Annotated in this window: 35 protein-coding genes, 1 other RNA gene and 1 riboswitch; of the genes, 20 read left to right on the plus strand and 16 right to left on the minus strand. The window is 36.9% G+C overall.

What is annotated here, in order from left to right:
• The first annotated feature begins 143 nt into the window (after positions 1–143).
• From CD039_RS01785 to ssrA, 6 genes are all read left to right on the plus strand, one after another.
• Positions 144–605 carry a hypothetical protein gene (locus tag CD039_RS01785; RefSeq protein WP_103370882.1) on the plus strand — a complete coding sequence of 154 codons (462 nt, stop codon included), beginning with the start codon at positions 144–146 and terminating at the stop codon, positions 603–605.
• Between the two features lie 68 nt (positions 606–673).
• Positions 674–907, plus strand: coding sequence for a preprotein translocase subunit SecG (gene secG, locus CD039_RS01790; RefSeq protein WP_002472922.1), 234 nt, complete (start codon positions 674–676; stop codon positions 905–907).
• 182 nt (positions 908–1,089) lie between these two features.
• A complete protein-coding gene (locus CD039_RS01795) occupies positions 1,090–1,836 on the plus strand; it encodes an alpha/beta hydrolase (protein WP_103370883.1) in 747 nt (248 codons plus the stop codon).
• Positions 1,837–1,879: 43 nt separating this feature from the next.
• A complete protein-coding gene (rnr, locus tag CD039_RS01800; protein ID WP_103370884.1) occupies positions 1,880–4,258 on the plus strand; it encodes a ribonuclease R in 2,379 nt (792 codons plus the stop codon).
• A gap of 22 nt (positions 4,259–4,280) precedes the next feature.
• Positions 4,281–4,751 (plus strand): SsrA-binding protein SmpB, encoded by a 471-nt coding sequence (gene smpB, locus CD039_RS01805; protein WP_103370885.1) that lies wholly within the window; start codon positions 4,281–4,283, stop codon positions 4,749–4,751.
• A 193-nt stretch (positions 4,752–4,944) separates the two neighbouring features.
• Positions 4,945–5,305: a transfer-messenger RNA gene (ssrA, locus tag CD039_RS01810) on the plus strand.
• 1,359 nt (positions 5,306–6,664) lie between these two features.
• On the opposite strand, the gene CD039_RS01820 is transcribed toward ssrA, so the two are convergent.
• Together CD039_RS01820 and CD039_RS01825 are read right to left on the minus strand one after the other, a co-directional pair.
• Complete coding sequence (locus CD039_RS01820) at positions 6,665–7,036, minus strand: GIY-YIG nuclease family protein (RefSeq protein WP_103370887.1); 372 nt, start codon at positions 7,034–7,036, stop codon at positions 6,665–6,667.
• A 174-nt stretch (positions 7,037–7,210) separates the two neighbouring features.
• Positions 7,211–7,537, minus strand: coding sequence for a magnetosome magnetite crystal formation protein family (locus CD039_RS01825; RefSeq protein WP_103370888.1), 327 nt, complete (start codon positions 7,535–7,537; stop codon positions 7,211–7,213).
• Between the two features lie 165 nt (positions 7,538–7,702).
• Between CD039_RS01825 and CD039_RS01830 the strand changes: the two genes are divergently transcribed.
• The 3 genes from CD039_RS01830 (at position 7,703) to CD039_RS01845 (ending at position 9,077) form a co-directional block, all read left to right on the plus strand.
• On the plus strand, positions 7,703–7,918 hold the full coding sequence (locus tag CD039_RS01830) for a hypothetical protein (RefSeq protein WP_103370889.1): 216 nt from the start codon (positions 7,703–7,705) through the stop codon (positions 7,916–7,918).
• Positions 7,908–8,336 (plus strand): DUF2335 domain-containing protein, encoded by a 429-nt coding sequence (locus tag CD039_RS01835; protein WP_103370890.1) that lies wholly within the window; start codon positions 7,908–7,910, stop codon positions 8,334–8,336. Before CD039_RS01830 ends, CD039_RS01835 begins: the two co-directional genes overlap by 11 nt.
• A gap of 369 nt (positions 8,337–8,705) precedes the next feature.
• On the plus strand, positions 8,706–9,077 hold the full coding sequence (locus tag CD039_RS01845) for a hypothetical protein (protein WP_103370892.1): 372 nt from the start codon (positions 8,706–8,708) through the stop codon (positions 9,075–9,077).
• Between the two features lie 139 nt (positions 9,078–9,216).
• Here the strand turns inward: CD039_RS01845 and guaC are convergent, their stop codons facing one another.
• From guaC to CD039_RS01870, 5 genes are all read right to left on the minus strand, one after another.
• Positions 9,217–10,197 (minus strand): GMP reductase, encoded by a 981-nt coding sequence (gene guaC / locus CD039_RS01850; RefSeq protein WP_103370893.1) that lies wholly within the window; start codon positions 10,195–10,197, stop codon positions 9,217–9,219.
• Between the two features lie 199 nt (positions 10,198–10,396).
• A complete protein-coding gene (locus CD039_RS01855; RefSeq protein ID WP_103370894.1) occupies positions 10,397–10,990 on the minus strand; it encodes a hypothetical protein in 594 nt (197 codons plus the stop codon).
• Between the two features lie 306 nt (positions 10,991–11,296).
• Positions 11,297–11,830 (minus strand): hypothetical protein, encoded by a 534-nt coding sequence (locus CD039_RS01860; protein ID WP_142384368.1) that lies wholly within the window; start codon positions 11,828–11,830, stop codon positions 11,297–11,299.
• 175 nt (positions 11,831–12,005) lie between these two features.
• On the minus strand, positions 12,006–12,332 hold the full coding sequence (locus CD039_RS01865; RefSeq protein WP_103370896.1) for a branched-chain amino acid transporter permease: 327 nt from the start codon (positions 12,330–12,332) through the stop codon (positions 12,006–12,008).
• Positions 12,329–13,030, minus strand: coding sequence for an AzlC family ABC transporter permease (locus tag CD039_RS01870; protein WP_103370897.1), 702 nt, complete (start codon positions 13,028–13,030; stop codon positions 12,329–12,331). The genes CD039_RS01865 and CD039_RS01870 overlap by 4 nt, the downstream gene beginning before the upstream one ends.
• Positions 13,031–13,277: 247 nt before the next feature.
• On the opposite strand from CD039_RS01870, the gene isaB reads away from it, so the two are divergent.
• Entirely contained in the window at positions 13,278–13,799 is a 522-nt protein-coding gene (gene isaB, locus CD039_RS01875; RefSeq protein WP_103370898.1) for an immunodominant staphylococcal antigen IsaB family protein, read from the plus strand.
• A gap of 342 nt (positions 13,800–14,141) precedes the next feature.
• Here the strand turns inward: isaB and CD039_RS01880 are convergent, their stop codons facing one another.
• The 4 genes from CD039_RS01880 to tsaT form a co-directional block, all read right to left on the minus strand.
• On the minus strand, positions 14,142–14,885 hold the full coding sequence (locus CD039_RS01880) for a poly-gamma-glutamate hydrolase family protein (RefSeq protein ID WP_103370899.1): 744 nt from the start codon (positions 14,883–14,885) through the stop codon (positions 14,142–14,144).
• A gap of 215 nt (positions 14,886–15,100) precedes the next feature.
• Entirely contained in the window at positions 15,101–15,271 is a 171-nt protein-coding gene (locus CD039_RS11820) for a hypothetical protein (protein WP_167386217.1), read from the minus strand.
• Positions 15,272–16,012: 741 nt separating this feature from the next.
• Entirely contained in the window at positions 16,013–16,264 is a 252-nt protein-coding gene (locus CD039_RS01885) for a hypothetical protein (protein ID WP_103370900.1), read from the minus strand.
• A gap of 32 nt (positions 16,265–16,296) precedes the next feature.
• Positions 16,297–16,488, minus strand: coding sequence for a type II toxin-antitoxin system toxin TsaT (gene tsaT, locus CD039_RS01890; protein WP_070503074.1), 192 nt, complete (start codon positions 16,486–16,488; stop codon positions 16,297–16,299).
• Between the two features lie 273 nt (positions 16,489–16,761).
• On the opposite strand from tsaT, the gene CD039_RS01895 reads away from it, so the two are divergent.
• On the plus strand, positions 16,762–16,968 hold the full coding sequence (locus CD039_RS01895) for a TM2 domain-containing protein (protein ID WP_103370901.1): 207 nt from the start codon (positions 16,762–16,764) through the stop codon (positions 16,966–16,968).
• Between the two features lie 318 nt (positions 16,969–17,286).
• Positions 17,287–17,499, plus strand: a complete 213-nt coding sequence (locus CD039_RS01900; RefSeq protein ID WP_103370902.1) for a YozE family protein — start codon at positions 17,287–17,289, stop codon at positions 17,497–17,499.
• Positions 17,500–17,502: 3 nt separating this feature from the next.
• Here CD039_RS01900 and CD039_RS01905 read toward each other — a convergent pair whose 3' ends face one another.
• The 4 genes from CD039_RS01905 to CD039_RS01920 all read right to left on the minus strand — a co-directional run bounded on the left by CD039_RS01905 (position 17,503) and on the right by CD039_RS01920 (position 19,724).
• Complete coding sequence (locus CD039_RS01905) at positions 17,503–17,733, minus strand: hypothetical protein (RefSeq protein WP_049406523.1); 231 nt, start codon at positions 17,731–17,733, stop codon at positions 17,503–17,505.
• A gap of 164 nt (positions 17,734–17,897) precedes the next feature.
• Entirely contained in the window at positions 17,898–18,149 is a 252-nt protein-coding gene (locus CD039_RS01910; RefSeq protein ID WP_103370903.1) for a hypothetical protein, read from the minus strand.
• A 131-nt stretch (positions 18,150–18,280) separates the two neighbouring features.
• Positions 18,281–18,796 carry a GNAT family N-acetyltransferase gene (locus CD039_RS01915; protein ID WP_103370904.1) on the minus strand — a complete coding sequence of 172 codons (516 nt, stop codon included), beginning with the start codon at positions 18,794–18,796 and terminating at the stop codon, positions 18,281–18,283.
• Between the two features lie 502 nt (positions 18,797–19,298).
• On the minus strand, positions 19,299–19,724 hold the full coding sequence (locus CD039_RS01920; RefSeq protein WP_002472288.1) for an organic hydroperoxide resistance protein: 426 nt from the start codon (positions 19,722–19,724) through the stop codon (positions 19,299–19,301).
• A gap of 222 nt (positions 19,725–19,946) precedes the next feature.
• Between CD039_RS01920 and aroD the strand changes: the two genes are divergently transcribed.
• Both aroD and CD039_RS01930 read left to right on the plus strand, forming a co-directional pair.
• Positions 19,947–20,663 (plus strand): type I 3-dehydroquinate dehydratase, encoded by a 717-nt coding sequence (aroD, locus tag CD039_RS01925; RefSeq protein WP_103370905.1) that lies wholly within the window; start codon positions 19,947–19,949, stop codon positions 20,661–20,663.
• Positions 20,664–20,729: 66 nt separating this feature from the next.
• The gene (locus tag CD039_RS01930; protein ID WP_103370906.1) at positions 20,730–21,269 is read left to right on the plus strand and encodes a nitroreductase family protein; all 540 of its coding nucleotides are present in this window, start codon (positions 20,730–20,732) and stop codon (positions 21,267–21,269) included.
• Positions 21,270–21,372: 103 nt separating this feature from the next.
• On the opposite strand, the gene CD039_RS01935 is transcribed toward CD039_RS01930, so the two are convergent.
• Entirely contained in the window at positions 21,373–21,693 is a 321-nt protein-coding gene (locus tag CD039_RS01935) for a thioredoxin family protein (protein WP_103370907.1), read from the minus strand.
• A gap of 145 nt (positions 21,694–21,838) precedes the next feature.
• Between CD039_RS01935 and CD039_RS01940 the strand changes: the two genes are divergently transcribed.
• The 6 genes from CD039_RS01940 (at position 21,839) to CD039_RS01965 (ending at position 25,957) form a co-directional block, all read left to right on the plus strand.
• Positions 21,839–22,195: an arsenate reductase family protein gene (locus CD039_RS01940; protein ID WP_002472298.1), complete on the plus strand. Its 357-nt coding sequence runs from the start codon at positions 21,839–21,841 to the stop codon at positions 22,193–22,195.
• Between the two features lie 193 nt (positions 22,196–22,388).
• Positions 22,389–22,769 carry a glycine cleavage system protein GcvH gene (gcvH, locus tag CD039_RS01945; RefSeq protein ID WP_002472285.1) on the plus strand — a complete coding sequence of 127 codons (381 nt, stop codon included), beginning with the start codon at positions 22,389–22,391 and terminating at the stop codon, positions 22,767–22,769.
• 335 nt (positions 22,770–23,104) lie between these two features.
• Positions 23,105–23,497, plus strand: coding sequence for a toprim domain-containing protein (locus CD039_RS01950; protein ID WP_103370908.1), 393 nt, complete (start codon positions 23,105–23,107; stop codon positions 23,495–23,497).
• Positions 23,494–23,793 carry a thioredoxin family protein gene (locus CD039_RS01955; RefSeq protein ID WP_103370909.1) on the plus strand — a complete coding sequence of 100 codons (300 nt, stop codon included), beginning with the start codon at positions 23,494–23,496 and terminating at the stop codon, positions 23,791–23,793. Before CD039_RS01950 ends, CD039_RS01955 begins: the two co-directional genes overlap by 4 nt.
• A 56-nt stretch (positions 23,794–23,849) precedes the next feature.
• Positions 23,850–23,955: riboswitch (SAM riboswitch) on the plus strand.
• A gap of 288 nt (positions 23,956–24,243) precedes the next feature.
• Complete coding sequence (locus CD039_RS01960) at positions 24,244–25,269, plus strand: methionine ABC transporter ATP-binding protein (protein ID WP_103370910.1); 1,026 nt, start codon at positions 24,244–24,246, stop codon at positions 25,267–25,269.
• A complete protein-coding gene (locus tag CD039_RS01965) occupies positions 25,262–25,957 on the plus strand; it encodes a methionine ABC transporter permease (RefSeq protein WP_103370911.1) in 696 nt (231 codons plus the stop codon). The genes CD039_RS01960 and CD039_RS01965 overlap by 8 nt, the downstream gene beginning before the upstream one ends.
• Positions 25,958–25,970 lie beyond the last annotated feature (13 nt).

Consider the following 25,970-nt stretch of genomic DNA (forward strand, 5'->3'; position numbering starts at 1 on the left):
ATAAGCAAGCGAAAGTCATAACATTGAAAAATAAGCAAATTTCCCCCGCCTCCAGCACTATCAATAACCCAGATAACGATACCGCCCAGTCCACAAAAATGTTATAATTAGCGTTGATAATAATAGAGAGGATAGATACCCAAATGAATGATAATTCAAGTCTCAAGGAAAGAAAGACCGGTAAGCTGATTGCTTATAGCTCAGTCATTCTGGCTATCTTATACGCCATCCATCTATTTGTCGTCTTAGATGAGAGTGTTGTGAAACAAATGTGGTTAGACCAAGGCCATAAACCAGGCGACAACGGTATCGGAACTATCTTAAATAGCTTTCGTTTCACAGGTGTGATGTACGTGCTTGCTTACTTGGCCGGTGTCGTAGCGATTTGGTACCGTCATCCTTATCTGTGGTGGTTTATGTTCGCAGTTTACATCTCAAACATTTTATATACCTTAGTCAATATTGGGGCGGTCTATCGAGCGATTAACGAGACGAAGTCATGGATTGCCACTGCGCCACTCACAATTGTGATGGTTGTTTCACTCGTGCTGGCGATTTACATGCTCGTCGTCTCTATCAAACGGAAGAGTACTTTTAATCGCTAGAGGATTGATATTATCAGAGCGCATGTGCTATAATGCATTGCGTATATAATGATCGGAGGACAATTTGTATGCATACATTAATGATAGTTCTATTAATTGTAGATTGTATTGCATTAGTAACTGTTGTGTTACTCCAAGAAGGTAAAAGTAATGGACTTTCAGGCGCGATTAGTGGTGGTGCTGAGCAGTTATTTGGTAAACAAAAGCAACGCGGTGTCGATTTATTCTTGCATAGATTAACGATTATACTATCAGTCATATTCTTCTTGATTATGATTGCAATTAGTTACTTTGGCCTATAAGTAATACGACAGATGGCTTGCGTACTTATAGGAGTATAGCCTTATAGAGGCCGAGTCCGACGATGTGAAAGTCGGGCTTTTTTATTTTACAATAGAGAGTAAGTGTTAACGTGTTGCACAAATTGCACCGGGCAGAGATAACACTTGCTTACGACGCTTTTAAACGAAGGGAAAGATCAATCATGAATATTAAATTACCGCAACCTTTCTTCTTTGAAGAGGGAAAGAGAGCTGTACTCTTACTTCACGGTTTCACCGGAAGTTCAGCAGACGTCAGACAACTTGGACGTATGCTTCAAAAGAAAGGCTATACATGCTATGTACCGCAATATGAAGGTCATGGGGCACCACCTGAAGAGATTCTGAAATCAAGTCCGCATGTATGGTTTAAAGATGTCCTCGACGCTTATGATGAGCTCGTAGATAAAGGCTACGATGAAATTGCAGTTGCTGGATTGTCACTCGGAGGTTGCTATGCGCTTAAATTAAGCTTAAATAGAGATGTAAAGGGTATTGTAACCATGTGTTCTCCTATGTATATTAAGACAGAAGGATCTATGTTTGATGGTGTGTTAAAATACGCACGCCAGTTTAAACAGTACGAAGGTAAAGACGATCAGACAATTGACCAAGAGATGCAGTCTTTCAAACCGACTTCGACATTGAAAGAACTTCAAGGTCAAATTCAAGATATACGTGAGCACGTAGATGAAGTATTAGACCCGTTACTTGTCATTCAAGCTGAACAAGACGAGATGATCAATCCGGATTCCGCAAACATTATATACAACGAAACTGATACAGATGAAGATGAAAAAGATATAAAATGGTATGCGAATTCAGGTCATGTCATTACAATCGATAAAGAGAAAGAAGCGGTCTTTGAAGAAGTTTATCGTTTCTTAGAATCTTTAGATTGGACTGAATAAGAATGAAAGTAATTATACAACAATATAGGAAAGGAGGGGCATGATGAATTTAAAGCAATCCATTGAAGATATTATTCAACGACCGGACTACGAACCAATGTCCGTGTCAGACTTTCAAGATGAACTGGGACTAGATACGGCTGAATCATTTAGAGATTTAATCAAGATTCTAGTCGAATTAGAACAATCAGGTTTAGTTGAAAGAACAAGAACTGACCGCTATAAACGTAAAGAAGCCTCTACACCGAAACAAGGCGAATTGATTAGAGGGACGTTAAGTCAGAATAGACGAGGGTTTGCATTCCTGCGCCCTGAGGATAAGGATATGGATGATATCTTTATTCCACCTACTAAGATTAATTACGCGTTGGACGGCGATACTGTGCTTGTGGAACTACACAATTCGAAAGGGGAGCATCGTGGCAAACTCGAAGGAGAAGTGAAATCTATCGAGAAACACAATGTGACTCAAGTCGTGGGTACGTTCAGCGAAGCGCGTCACTTTGGTTTCGTGATTCCTGATGACAAACGTATCACTCAAGACATTTTTATCCCGAAAGGTGCGCATCTCGGTGCGGTAGATGGCCATAAAGTCCTCGTGCAAATCACGAAATATGCGGATAGTACAGATAATCCGGAAGGCCAAATTTCAGCGATACTAGGGCATAAGAATGACCCTGGCGTAGATATCTTATCCATTATCTATCAACACGGAATCGAAATCGACTTCCCTGACGAAGTGCTTGAGGAAGCGAAACATGTTCCGGAAGAGATTGAAGCAGATGAGATGAAAGGTCGTCGTGATTTACGTGATGAGCTCACGATTACGATTGACGGTGCAGATGCGAAAGACTTGGACGACGCGATTGCCGTGAAGAAATTAGATAACGGTCATACGCAGCTCACAGTTAGCATTGCCGATGTAAGTTACTACGTGACAGAAGGCTCTGAACTTGGTAATGAAGCATATGATCGTGCGACGAGCGTGTATCTCGTAGACCGCGTGATTCCGATGATTCCACACCGTTTAAGTAACGGTATTTGTTCGTTGAATCCTAATGTCGACCGCCTGACGTTAAGTTGTCGTATGGAAATCGATGAGCGTGGCGATGTCGTGAAACATGAGATCTTTGATAGCGTCATCCATTCTGATTACCGTATGACTTATGACGATGTGAATAAAATTATTACCGATCACGATCCAGAAACACGTGAACAATATCGTGAACTCGTTCCAATGTTGGACTTGGCAAAAGACTTGTCCCAACGATTGATTGCGATGCGAAAACGCCGTGGTGAAATCGACTTTGATATCGATGAAGCGAAAGTCTTCGTAGATGAAGATGGTGTTCCTAAAGATATTCAAGTGCGTCACCGTGGCGATGGTGAGCGTCTCATCGAATCATTTATGTTAGCAGCAAACGAAACGATTGCGGAACACTTTGATCGTCAGAATTTACCATTTATTTATCGTGTTCACGAACAACCGAAATCAGACCGTTTACGTCAATTCTTCGACTTTATCACTAATTTCGGAATCATGATTCGAGGTACTGGCGAAGATATCCATCCTTCAACACTTCAAGATATTCAAGAAGAGGTAGAAGGTAAGCCAGAACAGATGGTCATTTCAACGATGATGTTACGCTCTATGCAACAAGCGCGTTATGATGATGCGAACCTTGGACACTTCGGTTTATCAGCTGAATACTATACGCACTTCACATCTCCAATCCGTCGTTACCCAGACTTGATCGTCCATCGCTTAATACGCAAATACTTGATTGAGCAGTCTATGGATGATGAGGAATTACGCGATTGGAAAGAACGTTTGCCAGAAATCGCTGAGCATACGTCAGATCGTGAACGTCGTGCAATTGAAGCTGAACGCGATACTGATGAGTTGAAGAAAGCCGAATTTATGGTACAACACATTGGCGAAGAATTCGAAGGTATCATTAGCTCTGTGGCCAACTTTGGTATGTTTGTTGAATTACCAAACACAGTTGAAGGTATGGTACACATTGCGAACATGACAGACGATTACTACAACTTCGACGAACGTCAAATGGCACTAATTGGTGAACGCCAAGCGAAAGTCTTCAGAATTGGTGATCCAGTCAAAGTGAAAGTGATTAACGTCGATGTCGATGAGCGCATGATTGATTTCCAAATCATCGGTATGCCATTGCCGAAGTCTCAAACGACTCAGAGACCTGCGCGAGGTAAGACCATTCAGGCCAAGACGAGAGGTAAGTCATTAGACCAAGGTAAAGATAATAAGGGTAAAAAGAAAAAGCGTAAGCAACGTAAAGGTAAGAATGCACGTCGAAGAGAGAAACAAGGTAAAGGCAACACAAACCACAAGCCCTTTTACAAAGCGAAGAAAGTGAAGAAAAAAGCACGTAAGAAGAAAAAGTAATGCAATGAAGAGGTGAAACAGTATGGCGAAAAAGAAGAAAACATCTCCCGGTACGCTAGCGGTCAATCGTAAAGCGCGTCACGATTTCAATATCGAAAGTACGATTGAAGCGGGCATTGTATTAAAAGGTACTGAAATTAAATCGATTCGACGTGGAAGCGCAAACTTGAAAGATAGTTATGCGCAAGTGAAGAAAGGTGAAATTTGGTTACAGAATATGCATATCGCTCCTTATGAAGAAGGAAACCAATTTAACCATGATCCACGTCGTTCGCGTAAGCTCTTGTTGCACCAACGTGAAATAAATAAGATTGGTGAACAAACACGTGAAGTCGGCTACTCTATCGTTCCGTTAAAGCTCTATTTAAAGCGCGGTAACTGTAAAGTGCTGCTCGGTATCGCACGAGGTAAGAAGAAATATGATAAGCGTCAAGCGTTGAAAGAGAAAGCGATGAAACGTGACGTTGATAGAGCACTTAAAGCGCGTTATTAAGCGCACGAACCACAATCAGAGTTGTTGCCAAACCGATTGTGGTTTGATATGATAATATGTGCTTTCTGTTTAGAGGAGAGACGCGTGATGTTGCGTTGTAGCGTCGATTGGTGACGTGGAGAAGCGGCGTAATGACGATGAGTGATGTGTCTCTGGCTTAACAGAAAGTACATGTCTTCCAATTTAATATTACGGGGGCGTTCTTGGATTCGACAGGGGTCCCCCGAGCTTATTAAGCGTGTCGGAGGGCTGTCTCCGTCATCAACACATTCAGTTAATAATAACTGGCAAATCAAACGATAATTTAGCAGTAGCTGCGTAATAGCCACTGCATCGCCTAACAGCATTTCCTATGTGTTGTTAACGCGATTCAACCCTAATAGGATACGCTAGGCACTGCCGTTTGAAGTCTGCCTAGAGGAGATTCAATCAAACTAGCATCATGTTGGTTGTCTGTTCCCTAGCATGATGTGAAATTCTCGAATAGACTACACACGTAGAAAGATTTGTATCAGGACCTCTGGACGCGGGTTCAAATCCCGCCGCCTCCATACATACGTAAAAATACGTGAAATTTGATTTACCACTTATTACTAAGAACGCCGTCACGACGGTGTTCTTTTTGTTTTGGATGAAAATGCGTGAAAATACGTTTTAAAATTTTTGGTCAAGATTTGGACAACTTTCTTGGGCGTTGTCCGCTTTCGTTGTCTATAATTGAGATTTTAATATGAGATAAATTACTACAAATGCTTAAGTTGTTAATTTAATCTCATTCGTGGTAGAGGATAACTAAAAGCCCATGGAGGTCATAAATATGGAATTGATAGGTAAGGTTATAGCATTCGTTATGGAGACGATTTCCAATTGGTTGGGTAGTAGTGAGTTATTTAAAGATGTCAAAAATGGAATGAAGAGAGAAGACAAATGATTTATTAAACGTTGGATTTAATCTGTGTATCTTCATCTAAAGGTGCGAGTATGTGCCAACTGTGATTAAATTCTAGAGTGCCGTTACAATGGTGTTCTTTATTTGGGCAATATCATTGGAGGGTGTCTAGTTTTTGTTTGTCCACTTTATAAAGGTTCCTCGTCTGTTTTAGTTTTAAGTTTACGAAGCATTAGTAAAACTTGCTTCTGTTAAATGATTATAATAAGATTTACTTAGCGATCTGGCCATGACTCTATTCGGGTTGTGGCTACTTTTTATTTGGGAGCAAGTACATGTTGATCATATAGTAAAAAGTTAAGGGGACTTCAATTAGAAAGGAAAAAGGCTTCATAGTAAATATGTAGAAAAGAATTGAAGCTGTCAGCTCAGATGGCTATAATAAACTTAATATAAGTAGGTAATGAAGAAATAAATACCTCCTAGAATTTACAGAAAAGATGTGATAAAAATGGCAACGAAGAGTTTTACAACTGAGTATCAATTTACGAGTAAGTCAGTTGCTAGTTTAATTAAGACAATTGAAATGCAAGAAAAGTCTAACCACTCAATTTGCAAACCAAATAATAAAAAAATAGCAATAGTTAAAGACTCTAATAGAATTATTGAAATTATAGAAAGCTACAAATGAACTAGATTAGTACAGAGAGTTATGCTCCCAATCTATAGTAAATAATTAAAGAACCTATCATTAATTCATATTGCTAGTGTTATACCATCTATAATGTTAGTTTATACAGATAGTATATTGGAGATTCGGCCGAGCTATTCATGGCAGAAATAAAAATTAATTAAGAATAGCACCAGAAACGTTTACGGAAGGTTGACGTTTTAACTAACTGGTAGAAGCCTGTCTGTCGTTTGGCGTTAGTGTGCAAACGTAACAATTAAATGCACTACGAACCTCTGTTAGTTGAGGCAATATGCTATTAATAAGGAGCAGATTCAATTTATTGTCTGCCCCTTATTTTTTAGTATTACAATACTTTCCACCGAAAACGTTATCTCTGCCATAAGAATTAAATAAATGTTCAGTAACATTATCTTCTATTTGTTCAGGTTCTGCTCTGACCGGTCTACATTCTATGATATCCAACACTTCTAAAGGCATAAATTTTTGAGTGATCTTGGCACTATTCCCAAAGAAATGATTCTTTATTCTCTTACGAGGATTACTAGTTATGCCAACATAAATATAATCATATTCTAACTTTAAGACATATAAATACCACATTCCTTTATGAAAGAATGGCATTTTTTCTTTGAGTGTCTCGAAAAAGTTGTCTTTGACTTTTTGAAACTGAGCATTTAGATTCTTTTCTTCCTCATAAAACATGTATACACCTACTTAATATATATTTCGAATTTTAATAATATTTAATTTGAAAATTGAGTTATCTTTGTTTATAAAATATACACAAATAATATGAGGATTTCAAATTATTATAGAAAGTATTTTAGATTTGAAAAAAGATGAGACTATATTCAGCCTCACCTTACTGTATAACAATTATTCTCTTAATTGATCCATAAGTAGTACTTTGATGCCACAATATAAGTTGTATATGAAGAAATATACCATTCCGATAATACCAATAATTAGAAGTATAATTGCAATGATTAGGGAGGTTTTCGCATAAAGTCCCATAAGTCCAACTGCAATAACAACTAATATTAAAAATAGATAAGGTGCGATGTGATAAAGGATTGCACGCTTACCATGTGTTGAGACGGGTCTCTCTAATCCGATCCAAATGATTAATGGAAATAAAAATGGTGCAAAGAATACACTGAAATAACTTAGTGATGCGAGAATTTTTTCAGTTTGTTTATCCATAATTATCACCTCACGTTAATTATAACTTATATGGAAGGCGAGTGAACTTACACTTTTGTAAGGATAGCTTATTATATAAATTGGTATTAGAGTAATACTACCTTAATAATGAAAGTAGCTTTTCAAGGTGGGATGATTTATAATGTGTTAAAGGAGATGAACAACATGATTATAATACGCAAAATTTATAAAAACATCAGTAAAATTTATAGCCGTTTTTTAGATTGTATCTCACATTATGAAGTTAATAACTATCGTGAAACCCTTAATAGCTACCTTAACAATAACAAGAATATTTCAGAGGATTGGAATAATATTAGAGGGGATTATGAGAAAATTGGTAACGACATTAGAAAGGCTATAAAAAATTATGACGAATAAAGAAAATAATACTCATGATTTAGATCTAGTGAAAACCGTGAAACATGCCATTGTACAGGAAAAAGAAAATCAAGAAATGATTGCAACTTTAGAAATGTATAATGGACCAATACCGCATCCTAAAGTACTAGAAGGGTATGATAAATTGGATCCTGGTTCAGCTAAGAGAATAATTAACAACGGTATTGAAGAGTCTAAACATAGACGGAAAATGGAAGTTATTACTCTTAAGCATATTACTAGAAGTTTCTATTTTAGATTCATACTAGCTTTTATACTAGCTATATTATTTGGTTTAGGCAGCTTTTATTTAGTATTAAATAATCATCCTATAATAGGTAGTACTTTTGTAGGCGCAACTTTAATTTCTATTGTAATTATTTTTACTGGTGAAATACTGAATCCTAAAAAGAATTAAAAATTCAATATCATATATATATCATATAAGTTAGATAGTGATTTTGGTATTACTTTTTATTTCGTCCTTTTCAATAACCTTCATCAAATTCCTTACTTCTTCTATTCAATACTTTATTGAACTTATACCAATTACTTCTACCAAAGTTATATAATTTCAAAGCTTTAGGTTTATCTTTTAACTCGTTTTGTATTCTTCTTTCAATTTGTGCTTTCTCGTACCCATTTTGGTAATCAGATTTATGACCTATTTTTAGCACTATTTCGATTTCCTTTAGTTAACCTTATATCATAATAAAGCACCTAAAATTATCTCAATTTATCGGGTATAGAGTTGATAAGAAAGAAATATTGAAAGGGGACTTCAAGCGTGGTTAGTGAGGAAGAATTTAGATTACTGAAAAGATCTGTCACTGAATTAGCTGAGAAAATGGGTAACAACCAATTAGAAACTTACTCAGTTAGTTTGTTATTTCTGGAAATGGACTATGGTATGGAGTCATTCGACAAAGTTTTCACGGCGTTTTTACGTTATACGAGTGAACGACATAGTTATGATATGAATGCTCAAGATTTAAAAGTAATTATAGACAAATATAATAAAAGTGAGCACGAAATCAATGATTTTATGAAAAACAAGATTATCATTGGCTTTGCGACACATTATATACCTAGTTTGTGTGAATTAGCTAATGAGTTGCAAACTGACATGATACGTAATGGTATTAAAGTTGAAGACTAATTAAATAACTCACATTGTAAATCTGTTTAGGGCCTTTTTATGATTACTTATTAACGCAGTAAGATATTAAATTTGCCTTCCAAACCCTTTAAATGAAACTAAAAACTGCACCCCATAGCGAGGTGCAGTTCTCTTTATATTATCTATCTTGATCTCCGTTAAAGATGGAATTACGTACGATAACGTAATCGACTGTAGTGAGTGACTTCAAGTCTTTGCCTCCAGCATAGGAGATAGAACTTTGTAAGTCTTGTTGCATTTCGTTTAACGTGTCTTTCAACGAACCTTTATGTTCAACAAACATTTTCTTACCTTCAACGTTTTTGTGCTCACCTTTTTGGAATTCTGAAGCACTACCGAAGTATTCTTTGTACATTTTACCATTCTCTTCAACTGTTTCACCAGGTGATTCTTCATGCGCAGCGAAGAGTGAACCAATCATGACCATAGAGGCACCGAAGCGGATTGACTTGGCGATGTCGCCGTGTGTACGGATACCTCCGTCCGCAATTAACGGTTTACGCGCAGCTTTACTACAAAGATTGAGTGCAGCGAGTTGCCAACCGCCTGTACCAAAGCCAGTCTTGATCTTCGTAATACATACACGACCTGGACCAATGCCGACTTTCGTTGCATCAGCACCAGCGTTCTCAAGCTCTCTCACACCCTCAGGCGTACCCACGTTACCAGCGATAACGAAAGCATCAGGTAAGTGACGTTTGATGTGTTGAATCATGTTAATTACTGAGTCAGAGTGGCCATGCGCGATATCGATTGTGATATATTCAGGCACTAAATTCTGTTCAGCGAGTGTTTTGATAAAATCAAATTCACGATCTTTCACACCTACAGAAATTGAGGCGAAGAGGTTCGCTTCTTGCATTTTTTTGATAAAAGGAATACGCGCAGCTTCGTCGAAACGATGCATGATGTAGAAGTAATCATTCTCCGCGAACCATTGTGCGAGTTCTTCGTTCATAACTGTCTGCATATTCGCAGGCACTACTGGCAATTTGAAACGACGAGGCCCAAATTGAATAGAAGTGTCACATTCAGAACGACTTTGTACAATACATTTATTTGGAATTAACTGGATATCTTCATAGTCAAAAATTTTCAAATATATAACCACCTAATTAGTATTCAGCTTATTCATAATACTAGTTAACTTGGCGTATGTAAATAGGGAAGATATTTGGTGATTGTACGGGTAATTATTTCTATAATGAACCAATTTTTTATGAATGATATGTCATCTGTGTTGTTGAAAAAGCGAGACTGAGTGTTTATGCACTAGTGCAATCGACTATCTTAAATATCTATTCATCTACTGCTAAGTCGTAAACTTTGTCACCTAACACTTCTCTAAAGTCATCTTCATCTACTTCTTTGTCTGCCAATTTATTAACTTTATTGATGAAAGTTTCGTATTGTTCATCCGCTTTGTCGTCTGAAACTTTATCTTCATTATAATCTTTCAATGTTTGCGATAAATCTTTTGATTCTTTACTTAATGTTTTACTCACGTCAGTGAAATGATTTTCCACCTTTTTCTCTTTATCATTAGGCTTGTAATCATGTTTCTCTTCCTTGAAGTCGTCTAAGTTCTCATCGAGTTGATCAGATAGCGTATCGAAATGTTCTGCAAATGAGTCTAAATCAGTATCTTCATCTACCTGCGACACGTGTTTACCGAAACTACGCGCTGATTCAGCATAGCTTGAAACAAAATATCTTAAATCATCAAGATATTCTTTATGATCTTCTTTCTTATCCTGCTTTTTATCTTTCTTCTTGTCCGACGTAGAAGTCTTACTATGCTCCTTATTATCAGCCTGTTTATCATGCGTATCGTTACCACAAGCACCAAGTAATAGGGCACTTGCTAACACGACAGAAATCGATTTTCTCAATGGAAATTCCCCCTATAGATGTTTGTAATATGTTGTAAGAATAAAATATAAAGAGCTAAAGATTTATTCACTAAATTTGAAAAATAACTGAAAAACTATGTATTTATTTTACTCGCACAACAATTAGTAGAATAACATAAAGTTAAGAAGAGTTTTAGATGAATTTGTGAAAAAATATTTAGGAAAGAAATGAAATGATAGAGAAAGTTAGTACAAGATAAGATAAAATTAAGCTCATATTACAATAACTTTATTGTTATCATAATATGAGCTTTCTTTACGAATTATATTTTACTTTGGAGTCGCTTATTTTTCAGACTCATCAACGAGATCTTCCGCTTTTTTATAAACGTCATCACCTAGAATTTTCTTAACACTCTTACTATCGATTTTATTTTCGTCTTTAGGCTTAGCTTTCTCTTGGTAATCTTTAGTTATATCAATTATCTCTCTACTGTATTCTGGTTCTGTTAAGTCACCATCAGATAATTCCTGTGTTTTATTCTTCATGCTTTTTAGCATTTTATCAGTTTCTTTGTTGAGGTTTCTAAAGTTTTTAGCTAATTTCTCTTGATCTTTGGTACCTTCTATATTTTTTGTAGATTTATCAAATTCATCTCGATCTTTTTCAAAAGATTTACGTGTTTTAGATAGTTCTTCAACTAATTCCGAATTTTTTAGCGTTCTTGTGTCTTTCTGGAATTTATTAAAGTTATCCATATCCTTATCTACGAATGTACGTAACGCCTTTTGATATTTTTCATGTTGTTCTTTCTCGCTTGTACCACAAGCTCCGAGTAGTAGGGCGCTTGCTAATAAAATTCCTGCTGTTTTCTTCATAATCATGTCTATAGTCATTTGCCGTTCTTGTCTATATCTCAGGCTATAATGATATATATTATAATAAAATGAATCAGTTGTATAGATAGATTGCAGATTTTTCTAAAAATTATTTTGGCAACACAATTTTTCAGATTTTAGACTAGGAAAAATTATCGTACCAATTTTACCTCAACTAAAAGACAAATTGAACGAGCAGCATATAAACAATCGTTCCGCCAGCGATGGAGAGTAACATACTTCTTTTAACCAAATGTAAACCTATAATTACAACTGTCGCGATGAGTTCAGGTAAGCCGAAACTATACTTTAAGACGTTGACGTCTTTGAACGAATAAACCACAAGCAGTCCAAAGACAGCAGCGGGTAAGGCTTTGCCTAAATATCTCACGAAAGAAGGTGTAGGTTTGTTAGGTGAAAAGATATAAAAGGGCAGGAAACGCGTAATCATCGTGCCTAAGACAATTAAAGCAATCGTGATTATCTGTTGAAATAAAGTCATGACGTAGTCCCTACCTTTCTTTCAATCGGCTTTCTCATCAATATAAAGATGACAAGCATCGCAATCATGGCTGGTAAGATAAAGGCTTTAGGTCCAAAGATGATGAGGCATGCCAATGATACACCGATACCTATAATAGAAGTGAGATGACTGGATTCCTTGAGCCAGTTATCCAGGAAGATCACAACGAAGAGCGCCGTCATCACGAAATCGAGCCCATGCGTGTTAAAGTGTATGTAATCCGCAGCGATACTACCAATCGTAGCGCCAAACACCCAGTAACAGTGATTAAATAACGTGACGTAGAACATAAACCAACCTTTGTCAATATGACTAGGAACTTGAGCAGTTTTATTAATGACGAACGTCTCGTCACACATACCAAAGATGAGATAATATTTCTTTTTACCCACATTTTTAAACTCTTCTAGCATAGAAATGCCGTAGAACAGATGACGGGCATTGATCATCAAAGTTAGGATTAACGCACTGAGTGGGCTAAATGAAGCAACGAGCAAACTTCCTGCCACAAATTCCATTGATCCAGCGAAGATAGCTGCACTCATGACGATAGCGAAGATAGGTGCGAAGCCAAGAGAATGCATATAAATTACGTAAGCGATACCTAGGAAACTAAATCCAGCGAGTATCGGGGTCGTATGTATAAACGCTGTCTTCATGATAGGTGAATGTGTCATCTCAACCGCCGTCTCCTTTCTATAATTATAATTAAATATATATTATCTGAATTTTACAACATTAGCAATACGCAATTTTCTACTTTTATGCAGTGAGGTAAAATGAGCGAGAATATTTAGAAATGTTAAGATTATAATAAGAAATAGTAAAATTTTGTTAAAAATATTTATTAAAAATTTGAATGATTATATAATAAAAGTGTAATGACATTTGATAATGTTATTTCAAAATTAAAGGAGTGATTTCATGAAGAAATTAACGAAAGCAATGGTAGCTGCATCTACGATTGCGACACTAAGTTTAGGAACAGTAGCAGTTAACGCAACAGACGCACACGCAGAGACGACACCATCTGCAACACAAGCCAAATTCGTGCTTGAAGGCAATGCAGGTGACGATGCAAGCTTCCTTACAAGTCCTCAATTTATTGAAGGTTTAAATGGGGGCGGCATGATGTTCAATGGTTACTATATGACAACGCACATTAGTACGCCGGATTACCACCAACACAAAGTACATGATCAAGTGATCCAAACTGTAGGGGAAGGTAAGTCTGCGCGCAGTGTAAGCTTTAATGTAACTGACGCATCTGTGACAGTTGAACAATTGAAAGCAGCGTATGGCCAAGATTTAGGTCAGCTTTATCACAGTGGTAGCACACCAGACGATGGTTTATACTACTACGATAAAGGTCAATATCCAATTCAATTTAACGTTGAAGACGGCCATGTGGTTAATGTTCTAATTGGTGATCCTGTTACGGATTAATCGAGCTAATTTCAGTTCCTATTTCATTTAACTTCTGAACTGTTACGTTGAAATCACTTCTGGACTGTTATTTAAGGCTGAGCGCTCACTTTGGTGTGGGTGGCTCAGCTTTTTTATTGAGAGTAAGAACTTTGCATAGTTTGGTCCACGACTTTGTGGATGAGGACTTTGGTTTATTGACTTCGTTAACGTCATACACATGAATTATACGTGCGAAGTTGTCCACTACACTATAGGTAAAAGGATAGGGGGAAATCGCACTTATTTGTTTCATATACGTAAGTTAACCCGCAGATGCTTTCAATAGTCATCTACGGGTTGGATAGCGTTTATTGATTTATATTACTTCTGTTTCGCATCTTTAATACCGTTACTTACAGCTTCTGAGAATCGATATAGATTATGGCGATAGTTAGAAGTTTGTTCCCGGGAATTACGGTCGAAATCACCATGTTTAAAGAACGTTTTACGCAAGCCATAAGAAAGTTCGAGCTGAACGCCTGCATTCCCATCATTCTTATTAGTGACATTCTGACTTGAATCGCCTTCTAAATAATCGGGACTTTCTTCGACTTTAAAGCCTTCATCTTTCAAATTATCTCTAATCGCATTACGTAATTTTAAATCTTTACCTCCGATGTACACGACGGATTTAGTTTCACCCATGCCGTGAATAGAGACCGCATGATCGCTTTTCTTCATTAATTTCAGTAGGATAGGTTCGTCGAAGTGTGTAGAGGTAATGTGCAAATCTTGATTTCCTGATTTCATTAATGCTTCGAAAGCGTATAATTTATAATCGCCTTTTTTAGAAATCTGTTTCGCAACTTCAGACGTACCCGGTTCGATGCCACCACCGTGAATTGCGGTAACAATCGTATCGCTCGAGGTATTTTTAGACGAAATCTTCCAATCTTTACCCTCGCGCGTATCTTTCTTTAATTCTTTAAAGTTTTTATATTTATCAGAACTGGAATTCGCCTTGTGTTGTGAAGCGTAAATAAAGACGATTGTGAGTAATAAACCAAATAATACCACACAGGTTAGAAATATATATAAAGGTTTTGAAAATGATCTTTCTTTCATAACGTCTCCTAATATATTGATAATTATTTTAACTTAAATTTATTAACATCAGATTAAGTAATTATATATGTTAAATGAAAGTTAAATATTTGTAAAATCAAACCATACTCGGATGAGTTAATAAAAAAGGATTGAGATTAATATGCAAAGTGAATGCTATAAATCTCAATCCGTAGACTTATACTATTTCGTTGAGTTGATCGATAGATAAGTCTTTATGCGCCTGTGACGAGCTTATTAATGAGTAAACCGATTAAAGATACGATGCCTATGATGAGGCACACGACACCTAAGCTAAGAAAGGACTGACGTGATTTCGGTTTCGTCTTACTCATGCTGAGAAAGATAATACCGAGAATAGTAATAATAATAGCTACATAAATCATAAACATCCTCCTTTACGTGTTGATGTAAGGAAGTTCTCTATTTAAATTGACGATGTTTACGTGCACCTTTGAAATAGATACCTTAGTACTATTTTACCCATTTTTCACGAATTATATTTAAGTTAGGGCAAATATTTCATTAATCAGAGCGCTCCAATTTCTTAAATATCTTTTCCAAAGTGTATGATTTTTCTGCGTAACTGTAAATTGATTCGGTTTGCAATTCGGATTCTGAGTTAATTATTTATGATTTTAAAAGTATTTGCAATTTAAGAAAGCAAATCTTATAATTGCTTTGCATGCTCTAGGGCATGTGAAAATAACGGACATGAATTTTCTACATGCCCCAGAGCATGTAGAAGATTCATTACTCCCGTTATAGTATAAGGCCCCTTTAATTAGGGGTCTTTTCATATGCGAAAAAACTGCTAACAAAGCCTTGTACTCTGTTAGCAGTTAAAAACACCCCTTGCAACGAAGGGGTGCTAAGTATTAAGGTATCAAATTATTTTTTAGCGAAAGTGTCAACTAAAGTTTTGATTAATTTGATGATACCGCCGATGATGTTTGCTACTGCCATTTGAATTACCTCCTTTGTTTATCTTAACTAAAGTGTAACGAGAGATAACCTGGCGTAGTTGAATATTTCTTACATCGACAGTTAGAGTGCTTAAGTGCGCTTTACAAGAAAGTGGACTAACAGTTAGGAATCTTAACTGTTAAAATTTTTATACGCTAGAGTTATGTTATATCTCTGATCATAATAATATGACTTTCTTGATTTGCTGTCATTTCGATCTCTTCACTATGATGTTCAATATTAACATCGACAATTTGCTGATTCTGCACGACGAAATGTGCTTCAGCTAAGATACCAAAAGCGTAATTATTGATAGGACTGATGACAGATACTGAAGTATCGTCTTCTTGAATTGCGATTTCCTTTTTACTTTGATTATCGACTTTCCAATCAGGATAGAAACGTAATTGCATAGTGCGTGCCTCCTAACCATGATGTCCGTTTGTTAAATAAGCCAGCCGAAGATTAATGCGAATAGTGTGCCGACGACACCGAAGATGAATAACATAACGGTGATCCCTAAGAGCGATTCTTTCGATTCTTGACTGTGTTTAGCTTTATATAATGATAAAGTGATAATTCCCGCAATTAGGAAGATAATTGATACAGTGAGTAAAAATATATAGTGAATGGACATACTTCCACCTCCAACTCATTCTACGTAACGTAACTTGAAATACATTAATACATTGTACCACTTAATCGTTCTTCACAATAGAGTCGACACTTATATGAGATGTGGCAGTTTCATGAAATCTTTGTAGATTTTTTCGTAAAATAGAAGATATTGATGATAGCGATGATGTACATTAAGTAAGCATATTGAATATATAGGTCTTAAGTCCGTGGTAGTGAAGATAAAAGGGGCGTATACTAGAGGTATAATAAAGATATGAAAGAGGTGCGAAAGATGAACGAAGTAAATAAATGGCTTTATATTTTACTTGCCGTGTTATTAGGTTCGTTTGGAATTCATAAATTCTACGCAGGTAAACCTGGAGTTGGCATTCTATTCGCATTATTCTTCTGGACAGGAGTGCCACACGTCCTAGCGATTATTGGCGCTATCATTACTTTATTTAAACCAGCAGATGAACATGGCAACGTCTTAGTTTAGCAAGAATTGAATATATATTGATACACAAATCCACGTCTTCCTTAATTGTGTCAATACACAGTTAGGAAAGACGTGCTTTTTAAGTTGAATTATAAAGTTCTGCCATTCATTTTAACTAAATAACTAAAGTAAAACTAAATTTAATGAAATATTCACAAAATTTTAAAGTTCTTACTAATCGCATCATGATGAGGGGTATAGCACTTCTCATCATTCAGCCCGCGCATTCTCGTATAGACAATTTCATAAACTCTGATATGATAGATGATAAGATAAATATACACTAGTAGATTCATTGTACAAGAAAGGGGCATGACTATGACGTTTTATGAATTCATTTATAGATTTCTTGAAGATGATACCCCATTAGGTTATATCGCACATCACGTTCACACTGATAGCGAGTTTCCAATTGATGAAACTTGTGCACATTCGCTATTTAACTACTTCAATGCGAAGTACGTAGAGCATGATTTGTTAGAGTATGCTAAGCGTGCGATTAGTATTTATGATGATATTAATTGTGCTTAACGTTTACTCGTAATACCAATTCTGTACTTCGAGTGCATGTCGGATATCTTGCGTTTTAAAGTTAATTTCATTATTGCGGATTGAAAAAGGTTCGAGTAAATGACGGTTCATCCAAGCGTTGATGAGCTCGATAGGTAAACCATCTAAGATCATGTCACGTCTGCTAACGACTAAGCATTCCCAATCGAGAGATACTTTCTCAGGGTTGACGTAACAACATTTTTCTTCTCTCATTTCTAATTTACACTCCTCGGGTTTGTGACTTAGTCAATTAGTTATACCCATTGATAAATGTATTAAACAGTGACGGACATTTATGTTGTGAGTATTAATAATTTTCCGACATTTTAATATCGAGAAAGTGCCTATTGCGATAGGTAATTTCTCTTTGTGCAAAGCTAGAAAATGTAACGCCACAAAGGAATAGTAAATAAGAATAGAGCGATTAATGTGACGATAGCCGCAAAGACATTGATCGCTCTGTCTCCGCGAAGCGCGCTATAAAAGTTAATGGCAAAAATCGCAATTAATATCAATAATGCTATGACAATTTGAAGCGGCGTCGTCACGATTTCATCAAAGATTAAAAATGGAAAAACAAGGGCTAATAAGGATAGAAATAAAGATAAAATAGTTGTCTTGTTATTCATAATGTTGTCCTCTCTGTGCTCGTATTTCTCATAATCTGCACGTTTAAATATACTCAAATCATACGGTTTCGCTCGTTGAATTGCAAGGAACGTTATACTTTATAATTTAAGTAAGGTTAAATTATATATCATTATTTTTTAATATCACTTACTAACCAGTGTTCGTCGATATAGCGTGTACCGAGTTTACGGGCATGTTTTTCGACGCCTAACGTTTCAAAGTTATAATTTCGATAGAAGATTTTAGCGCTAATATTATTTGAGGCAATTGAAGTCATTAGAATTTCAATGTCTCTCTCTTGGCAATATTGGATGATGTACTTCATCAAGTCATCTGCAAGTTCTTGGGATGCGTAGTGATCAATCATTTTCACACACATATTCTGCAAGATTGCTTTATGTCTTAACCCATAGACATGAGAGTTGATGAGCGTAGCTACACCAACAAGTTCCCCATCTACGTGCAAGCCAATGACCTTTTCTACTGGATTATCCTGAGAAAGAAGATGGTCAAGATAGTCGGGAGGGATGTGTGATTCGTCGTACAATCCCCACGCATAAACGAAATGTTCATTATGTATTGCTTCAGTAACTAAGCGCTGATAGTCAGCCAAATAATTAAGGTTTAATTCATGAATCGTACTCATTGTTCTCGCCTCACAAGAAATAAATCTAGTGTTAAACTCTATTGTATCTACGTTTAATAATAATTCAACTTATTTAGCGTAGCAATGTTAATTTGTAACATAATCGAAAAAATGTACTTTTAAAATAAGAATCCATTTACTTTAAGATTAACTTATATGACAAATCAACGTCGACTATTAACACTTGTTATAGCGATAAAATACTCTGAATGTGCGGATTAAATCGAAAATAAAGTGTGCTATAATGAGAAAGGTTGCTCACATATTAAAGAGGGGTGCGCGTATAGTGGAAGCACTAATGATAATTATTGTTTCGCTTATACTGCTTGTCCTTATTGCGTTTACAATCTTATGTGTGAGTTTAAGTATTCTTTCTCGGAAAGATGAAGACGAATAAACGGTAAGATTGTGCATCAAGACAACCAGCATAAGATGATGAAATGAAAAAAGCCCTGTTCTTCCCTTCGAAAGGTGAAGAACAGGGTATTAACGTTCTATAAGATTAGTCTTCTACTGTCACGTTTAAGTTTACGTCGATATTACCACGTGTTGCTTTAGAATATGGACAGAAGTCATGTGCTTCTTGTAAATATTTCTCAGCGTCTTCCTGTGATAAGACGTTCTTAACTTTGGCATCAATGTCTACGCCTAATTTAGGACTTTCAGCATCTGGGTCATCTTCTAAACGTACTGTTAATGTCACTTCAGGTTTTGCATCTCTTACTTTGTTTTGTTTCAAGATTAAATCGAATGCACCATTAAAGCATGAAGCATAACCTGCTGCGAATAATTGTTCAGGATTTGTACCTTTTTCAGCATCTGCTTGATCTGGAGGAATTACCGCTACATCTATTGCTTTATCATCTGTTTGAACGTGTCCGTTACGTCCACCAGTGTTTGTTGCTTTTGTTTCGTATTTAACTGCCATGTTGTATAACCTCCTCAATTGATTATAGTTATCTTCTACCCTGAAAGTTCCATTGTTAATCATTAATCGATTCACATAAGCATTTGAGCTGCTTTCTGTTCGCTCAACTTATTTTACAATAAACAAACGCCTAACCACAGTTGCGCCGACGAGTCTACGCGTTGGTGTACAAACGTAGATGCGTTATAATAAGCGTAATTCCAATGATAAGGACGTGGCGTTATGCAAGAAGTTCAAATTGCCGTAACGATAGCACCTGACTATCAACTAGATCGAAAGTTAACTCAACAATTACAACACGAACAGGCTCACTTTGATATTGTTGAGTTACGTATTGATCAGTGGCCAGATTTCAATGAAGAAGCCTACCAACAAATGTTGGAGACATTGCGTGAGGCAGTGCCGGAGAAGGAAGTGCTCGTGACATATCGCACAACTCGGCAAGGAGGACAGGGCGACGCATCAGAAACAGAGTACGGTCAGATTATTCGTGCCCTCGCTAAACAACAACCTGACTTTATTGATATTGAGTTTGACGCGCATGTTTCTCCAACAGACGTACAAATGTTGGTGAATGAAGCGCATCATCATCGAGTGAAAGTTATTATTTCACATCACAACTTTACAGAAACACCGAACCTTGAGACGCTACGCTTCCTGTATTATAAAATGCATCAATGTGGCGGAGATATTCTCAAAGTAGCAGTGATGCCACGCTCTCCAGAAGATGTGCTAACATTAATGTCTGCGTTGCATCATACGAGTGTGACTGTTTCTGAACAAGTGATAGGTATCGCGATGGGTGACTTAGGTAAAGTCTCACGTTTAGCCACGGGTGTGTTTGGTGGAAGTATTTCTTACGGTTGTATAGAAGAGCCACAAGCCCCTGGTCAAGTTCAGGTTAAAGACTTACGACGGGTACTGAAAGATTATCGTTAAGTTGAAAATAAAAATATCTTGCACTATAATTGAAAAAGATTATCACTTACGGAAGGGCGATCAATTATGGAACTACAAGAAGCTATTGCAAATAGAAGAAGTAGAAAGAAATTTAAACGTGACATGCATATAGATGACGATGCTTTATATCAAGCGATTGAACGTGCGACAGATGCACCTAACCATAAGATGAGAGAGCCTTGGAGAGTTGTGCATATTTCGAAAGATCGACTCGGTCAAATGAGTAAAGATATTGGTCAATATGCATTTAAAGGCGACGATGATAAGAAGAAAGACCATTATGATAATGTGACAAACTTAGGTGGTATGCTCGCATTAATCGTTCAGAAAGATCCACGTCAGAAACAGAATTTAGAAAACTATATGGCATTTGGTGCTTTCGCTCAGAACTTAATGTTATTGCTTCATGAAGCGGGCATCGGTACTTGCTGGAAGTCTCCACAGTACATCTTTATGCCTGAAGTGAGAGACACGTTAGGCGTGAAAGATAGCGAAGACTTAGTTGGTTTCCTTTATCTCACTGACATGGAAGATAGAGTGTCACACCGTAAACGTCGTATGAAGAACTTAATCACTGAATATTAATCGATATTATAAAATGGCGAGTGAAAGTGGGCGTTACCCCATCTTTTCACTCGCCATTGTTTATATTGTGTCACTTTAGGTAAAGATATATGTGATACACATTTTATTTAAATGTGTCAGCTAAGAAATCTTCAACTTGTTCTGGAGATTTCGCATTCGCTGAATGTAAGTGACTCAACTTCTCGCCGTTCTTGAATACGAGAATGCTAGGAATACCCATTACATCGTTAGCAGTGACTACGTCTTCAAGTTCGTCACGGTCAACGACGTACCATTCATAATCGTTGTATTTCTCAACGATAGGGTCAATCCACATATCCATTGCTTTACAATCTGGACACCAATCTGCCTCGAATTTCACGATGACAGGATTGTCACTATTAATCGCTTGGTTAAATGCATCTGTAGAATGAATTGCTTTCATGTCTATGCTCTCCTTTTACTTGAAATCGTGATTATATTATAACTGAATCGAGGTTATAAAGAAAAAATTAGGCTTATAAATTAAAGCATTTCTCATTTAAATTTGATATATTGGAATAAAGATTATAAAAATAGGAGGTTCATACATGATTAGATTTTACCAATACTCAAACTGTACAACTTGTAAAAAAGCTGCAAAGTTCTTACAGGATTATGGCGTAAGTTTCGAACCTATTGATATTGTACAACATACACCTACATATTCTGAACTTAAAGAAATTGTGGAATCATCAGATTTAGATGTCAATAAATTCTTTAACACGCACGGTGCGAAATACCGTGAACTTAATTTGAAAGATAAGTTACAGGACTTGTCTTATGACGAGAAGCTCGAACTCTTAGCATCAGACGGTATGTTGATCAAACGTCCGCTCGCAGTCATGGACGATAAAGTCACAGTTGGATTTAACGAACAACAATATCAAGATGTATGGGTTAACTAATTGTTAATCGACTAGGCGATAATTAAACGATGATTTGAAATCGCTTTCTGAGACGATAACTATGCGTCTCATTACTTATCTCATGCGATGTCATGCCCTTGGAAATATTCACAAGATTAATAGAAAATCTTGCTTGTGAAGCATCTATATGGCATCATAAATATGTACAATAAAGTTTATAGGAGGGGATCTCGTGGCAGTACCGAGTGAATTAAAGTATTCTAAAGACCATGAATGGGTAAAGGTTGAAGGAAACACAGTTACTATTGGTATTACTGAATATGCACAGAACGAATTAGGAGATATCGTCTTTGTTGAGTTACCAGAAGTCGATGATGAAATCGAAGTAGGCGACACATTTGGTAGTGTTGAATCTGTTAAGACAGTTTCAGAATTATACGCACCAGTTGCTGGTAAAGTAACAGAAACTAATGACGAGTTAGAAGACAGCCCAGAATTCGTTAATGAATCTCCATACGAAAAAGCTTGGATGGTTAAAGTTGAAATCAGCGATGAAAGCCAATTAGACGACTTAATGTCAGCTGACGACTATTCAGAAATGATTGGTGAATAATACGACGAAAGTTGAGTTACGTACATAATTGCTTATAAAGTAACTATGTTAAGTTGTTGCGTCTTGAGTTGAACATGGATGTAGAATTATGTTTTACGCATATCATTTACTATCTTTCTTGGTGTTCAACTATTTAGAGGCTGCAACAACTCAATGAGTAGATGCGAGAGTAGAATGTCGATTCAAATTCTTGAGAGAATAGTGGATGACGTTCTACTCTTTTTCTATATCTGTCTCACTCGCAAGTCCTCTGAGCTGTAATAATGTTTACTTTGTGCAAGATATGTTAAAAACTAAGTAGCGTTTCCCAAACATTGTTAAAGAAGGTGACGAATGTGGCTGTAGTAAACAAAGTGATGATTGTGGAAGGCAAGACGGACAAGCAGCGTGTGCAAGAAGTCATCGATGAACCTCTGCATATTATTTGTACACATGGAACGATGAGTGTAGATAAAGTCGATCAAATTATTGACGACTACGAAGGACAAACGATTTACGTCTTAGCGGATGCAGATGACGAAGGACGTAAGATTAGAAGTTGGTTTAAGCATTATTTAAGTGAAAGTCACCATATTTATATTGATCGTCAATATCGTGAAGTTGCGCGTTGTCCCAAAGACTATTTAGCGCGCGTGTTGGAACGTCACGGTTTTGACGTCAAAGACGAAGATGAAAAGATACAAGAAAAAATAGATCAAATGTTTGAAAGGGTAAGTTTATTAACATGATACAGAAGAAAGAAGAAATCATTGATCCAAAACAGAATGTTCATCACGATAAACACCTCATATTCGGCTACACACCTACGTGTGGTACGTGTAAAGTATCAGAACGAATGCTAGATGTGGCAAATGAGATGGTACAGCTACCGATAACGAAGATTGATTTGAATTTACACCCAGATTTCGCTCAAAAATTTGAAATTCAATCCGTGCCTGTACTATTGATTATGTCGAAAGATCAAGAACTTAAGCGCATATACGCATTCCAATCTGTTCCGTACTTGTTAGAAAATTTAAAATAGTAGTTGACGAGGATGAGGAATAGTGGTAGGATAAATACAACTTAATATTGCGATTGCTCTTATCAAGAGTGGTGGAGGGATGTGCCCTACGAAACCCGGCAACCGTCTGTTACAGAAATGGTGCCAATTCACATAAAGCTTAACGGCTTTTGAAGATGAGAGAAGGTAGGATGCTTTCTCTTTTTTCTTATAAGAGAAAGTTTTTTTATTGGTTAACATTCTACACTCCTTTGAGTTGTATAAGATGAGCAGACTTTGAGTTGGCAGACAACGCGCTTAATAAATAACACAATATTTCTAATATTTAGAAATATATATTCGGCTTATATTCGAGCGCTATATACTCTCACTACTTTTATCAACTGAAAGCAGTAGTCCATTGAAACAGCGATGATAACTGGCAACGCAACATTAATTTACAACATTAAGAATATTAGAGGAGGGACTACAGTGATTGAAATTAAACAGCTCGTGAAGCGGTATAAGACTAAGAAACACGATGTTACGGCAGTCGATCACGTTGATTTGACGATTCCATCCGGCACGATCTTTGGCGTCATTGGTTTCTCAGGTGCAGGTAAAAGTACGCTCGTGCGCTTACTCAATTACTTAGAGACACCTACATCGGGCGACGTGATTATCGATGGAGATAATATGGGGCAGCTTTCAAAGACAATGTTACGACGTAAACGTCAAGATGTCAGCATGGTCTTCCAACATTTCAATTTATTATGGTCACGTACGGTAATAGAGAATATTATGTTTCCTCTTGAGATAGCAGGAATGGGCAAAGTACAAGCACGTCATCATGCACGTGAGCTCGTCGAACTTGTGGGATTAGAAGGCAGAGGTAATGCCTATCCATCAGAGCTATCAGGAGGACAGAAACAGCGTGTAGGGATTGCTCGAGCGTTAGCTAATGAACCGTCAGTACTGTTGTGTGACGAAGCGACGAGTGCGCTTGACCCGCAAACGACAGATGAAATTCTTGATTTATTGTTAGAAATTAAGAAGAAGAGAAATCTGACTATCGTGATTATCACGCACGAGATGCAGGTGATTCGTCGTGTTTGTGATGAGGTGGCTGTAATGGAAGATGGTAAAGTCATCGAACAAGGTAAAGTCACTGAAGTCTTTGAGAATCCGCAACATGCAGTCACACGCAGGTTTGTAAAAGACGACTTAAGTGATGAAATCGATGAATCCGTGGATCGATATATACATATTGCTCCAGATGATTACGTCGTTCGCTTAAACTTTACAGGTGATAATACGACAGAACCTATCGTCTCATATATTACACGCACATTGGATATTGATATCAATATTCTCGAAGGTAGTGTGAAACAGACGAAATCAGGGGAGCTTGGTTATCTCGTCTTACACCTTACAGAAGTTTCTGAGAGTCAATTTGAGGAATTCAAAGCCGGCTTGAGTCGACAACATGTAGCAGTGGAGGTGATTCGACATGGGTAAGTCACTGAATGAAATTCTCCACGAGATGATTACGATGCCGAATGTCGACTGGTCTGAAGTTTGGGTCGCAACCTATGAAACACTTTATATGACAATCGTATCAACCATTTTTGCCTTTATTTTCGGCTTGATACTTGGGGTGTTGCTCTTTATTTCAGCTAGAAGTAAATCACCATTCGCGCGTGTATTTTATAGTATAATCTCGTTTATTGTTAACTTGTTCCGAGCGATACCGTTTATCATACTTATTCTGATCTTGATACCATTTACAAGTTTGGTATTAGGCACAATTAGTGGTCCAACAGGTGCATTGCCTGCGTTAATTATTGGAGCAGCGCCATTCTATGCACGACTTGTCGAGATTGCTTTTAAAGAGATCGATAAAGGGGTTATCGAAGCGGCTTGGTCCATGGGTGCGAGCACGACGACAGTGATACGTAAAGTGCTCTTACCTGAAGCAATGCCAGCCTTGGTATCTGGTATTACAGTTACGGCGATTGCACTTGTAGGTTCGACAGCGATTGCTGGTGTTATCGGTGCTGGTGGTTTAGGTAACTTAGCCTATCTCACAGGTTTCACGCGAAATCAGAACGACGTCATCCTCGTCTCAACAGTATTTATTTTAATCATAGTATTTATCATTCAATATATCGGTGACTTTTTCACTAACAGAATTGATAAAAGATAATATAAAAAGGGGA

The sequence above is a fragment of the Staphylococcus argensis genome, assembly GCF_002902305.1.
GTDB classification, from domain to species: domain Bacteria; phylum Bacillota; class Bacilli; order Staphylococcales; family Staphylococcaceae; genus Staphylococcus; species Staphylococcus argensis.

Bases quoted from the DNA above. Each gene is read 5' to 3' on its own strand.
- isaB (WP_103370898.1), top strand. From the start codon at position 13,278: ATGAAGAAATTAACGAAAGCAATGGTAGCTGCATCTACGATTGCGACA.
- CD039_RS01895 (WP_103370901.1), top strand. From the start codon at position 16,762: ATGAACGAAGTAAATAAATGGCTTTATATTTTACTTGCCGTGTTATTA.
- CD039_RS01940 (WP_002472298.1), top strand. From the start codon at position 21,839: ATGATTAGATTTTACCAATACTCAAACTGTACAACTTGTAAAAAAGCT.
- CD039_RS01830 (WP_103370889.1), top strand. From the start codon at position 7,703: ATGATTATAATACGCAAAATTTATAAAAACATCAGTAAAATTTATAGC.
- tsaT (WP_070503074.1), bottom strand. From the start codon at position 16,488: ATGTCCATTCACTATATATTTTTACTCACTGTATCAATTATCTTCCTA.
- CD039_RS01880 (WP_103370899.1), bottom strand. From the start codon at position 14,885: ATGAAAGAAAGATCATTTTCAAAACCTTTATATATATTTCTAACCTGT.
- smpB (WP_103370885.1), top strand. From the start codon at position 4,281: ATGGCGAAAAAGAAGAAAACATCTCCCGGTACGCTAGCGGTCAATCGT.
- CD039_RS01795 (WP_103370883.1), top strand. From the start codon at position 1,090: ATGAATATTAAATTACCGCAACCTTTCTTCTTTGAAGAGGGAAAGAGA.
- CD039_RS01865 (WP_103370896.1), bottom strand. From the start codon at position 12,332: ATGACTTTATTTCAACAGATAATCACGATTGCTTTAATTGTCTTAGGC.
- CD039_RS01825 (WP_103370888.1), bottom strand. From the start codon at position 7,537: ATGGATAAACAAACTGAAAAAATTCTCGCATCACTAAGTTATTTCAGT.
- CD039_RS01930 (WP_103370906.1), top strand. From the start codon at position 20,730: ATGGAACTACAAGAAGCTATTGCAAATAGAAGAAGTAGAAAGAAATTT.
- CD039_RS01935 (WP_103370907.1), bottom strand. From the start codon at position 21,693: ATGAAAGCAATTCATTCTACAGATGCATTTAACCAAGCGATTAATAGT.
- CD039_RS01870 (WP_103370897.1), bottom strand. From the start codon at position 13,030: ATGACACATTCACCTATCATGAAGACAGCGTTTATACATACGACCCCG.
- CD039_RS01910 (WP_103370903.1), bottom strand. From the start codon at position 18,149: ATGAATAACAAGACAACTATTTTATCTTTATTTCTATCCTTATTAGCC.
- rnr (WP_103370884.1), top strand. From the start codon at position 1,880: ATGAATTTAAAGCAATCCATTGAAGATATTATTCAACGACCGGACTAC.
- CD039_RS01785 (WP_103370882.1), top strand. From the start codon at position 144: ATGAATGATAATTCAAGTCTCAAGGAAAGAAAGACCGGTAAGCTGATT.
- secG (WP_002472922.1), top strand. From the start codon at position 674: ATGCATACATTAATGATAGTTCTATTAATTGTAGATTGTATTGCATTA.
- CD039_RS01955 (WP_103370909.1), top strand. From the start codon at position 23,494: ATGATACAGAAGAAAGAAGAAATCATTGATCCAAAACAGAATGTTCAT.
- CD039_RS01920 (WP_002472288.1), bottom strand. From the start codon at position 19,724: ATGGCAGTTAAATACGAAACAAAAGCAACAAACACTGGTGGACGTAAC.
- CD039_RS01820 (WP_103370887.1), bottom strand. From the start codon at position 7,036: ATGTTTTATGAGGAAGAAAAGAATCTAAATGCTCAGTTTCAAAAAGTC.
- CD039_RS01885 (WP_103370900.1), bottom strand. From the start codon at position 16,264: ATGCAATTACGTTTCTATCCTGATTGGAAAGTCGATAATCAAAGTAAA.
- CD039_RS01905 (WP_049406523.1), bottom strand. From the start codon at position 17,733: ATGAGAGAAGAAAAATGTTGTTACGTCAACCCTGAGAAAGTATCTCTC.
- CD039_RS01900 (WP_103370902.1), top strand. From the start codon at position 17,287: ATGACGTTTTATGAATTCATTTATAGATTTCTTGAAGATGATACCCCA.
- CD039_RS01915 (WP_103370904.1), bottom strand. From the start codon at position 18,796: ATGAGTACGATTCATGAATTAAACCTTAATTATTTGGCTGACTATCAG.
- CD039_RS01835 (WP_103370890.1), top strand. From the start codon at position 7,908: ATGACGAATAAAGAAAATAATACTCATGATTTAGATCTAGTGAAAACC.
- CD039_RS01965 (WP_103370911.1), top strand. From the start codon at position 25,262: ATGGGTAAGTCACTGAATGAAATTCTCCACGAGATGATTACGATGCCG.
- CD039_RS01860 (WP_142384368.1), bottom strand. From the start codon at position 11,830: ATGAAGAAAACAGCAGGAATTTTATTAGCAAGCGCCCTACTACTCGGA.
- CD039_RS11820 (WP_167386217.1), bottom strand. From the start codon at position 15,271: ATGATTTATGTAGCTATTATTATTACTATTCTCGGTATTATCTTTCTC.
- aroD (WP_103370905.1), top strand. From the start codon at position 19,947: ATGCAAGAAGTTCAAATTGCCGTAACGATAGCACCTGACTATCAACTA.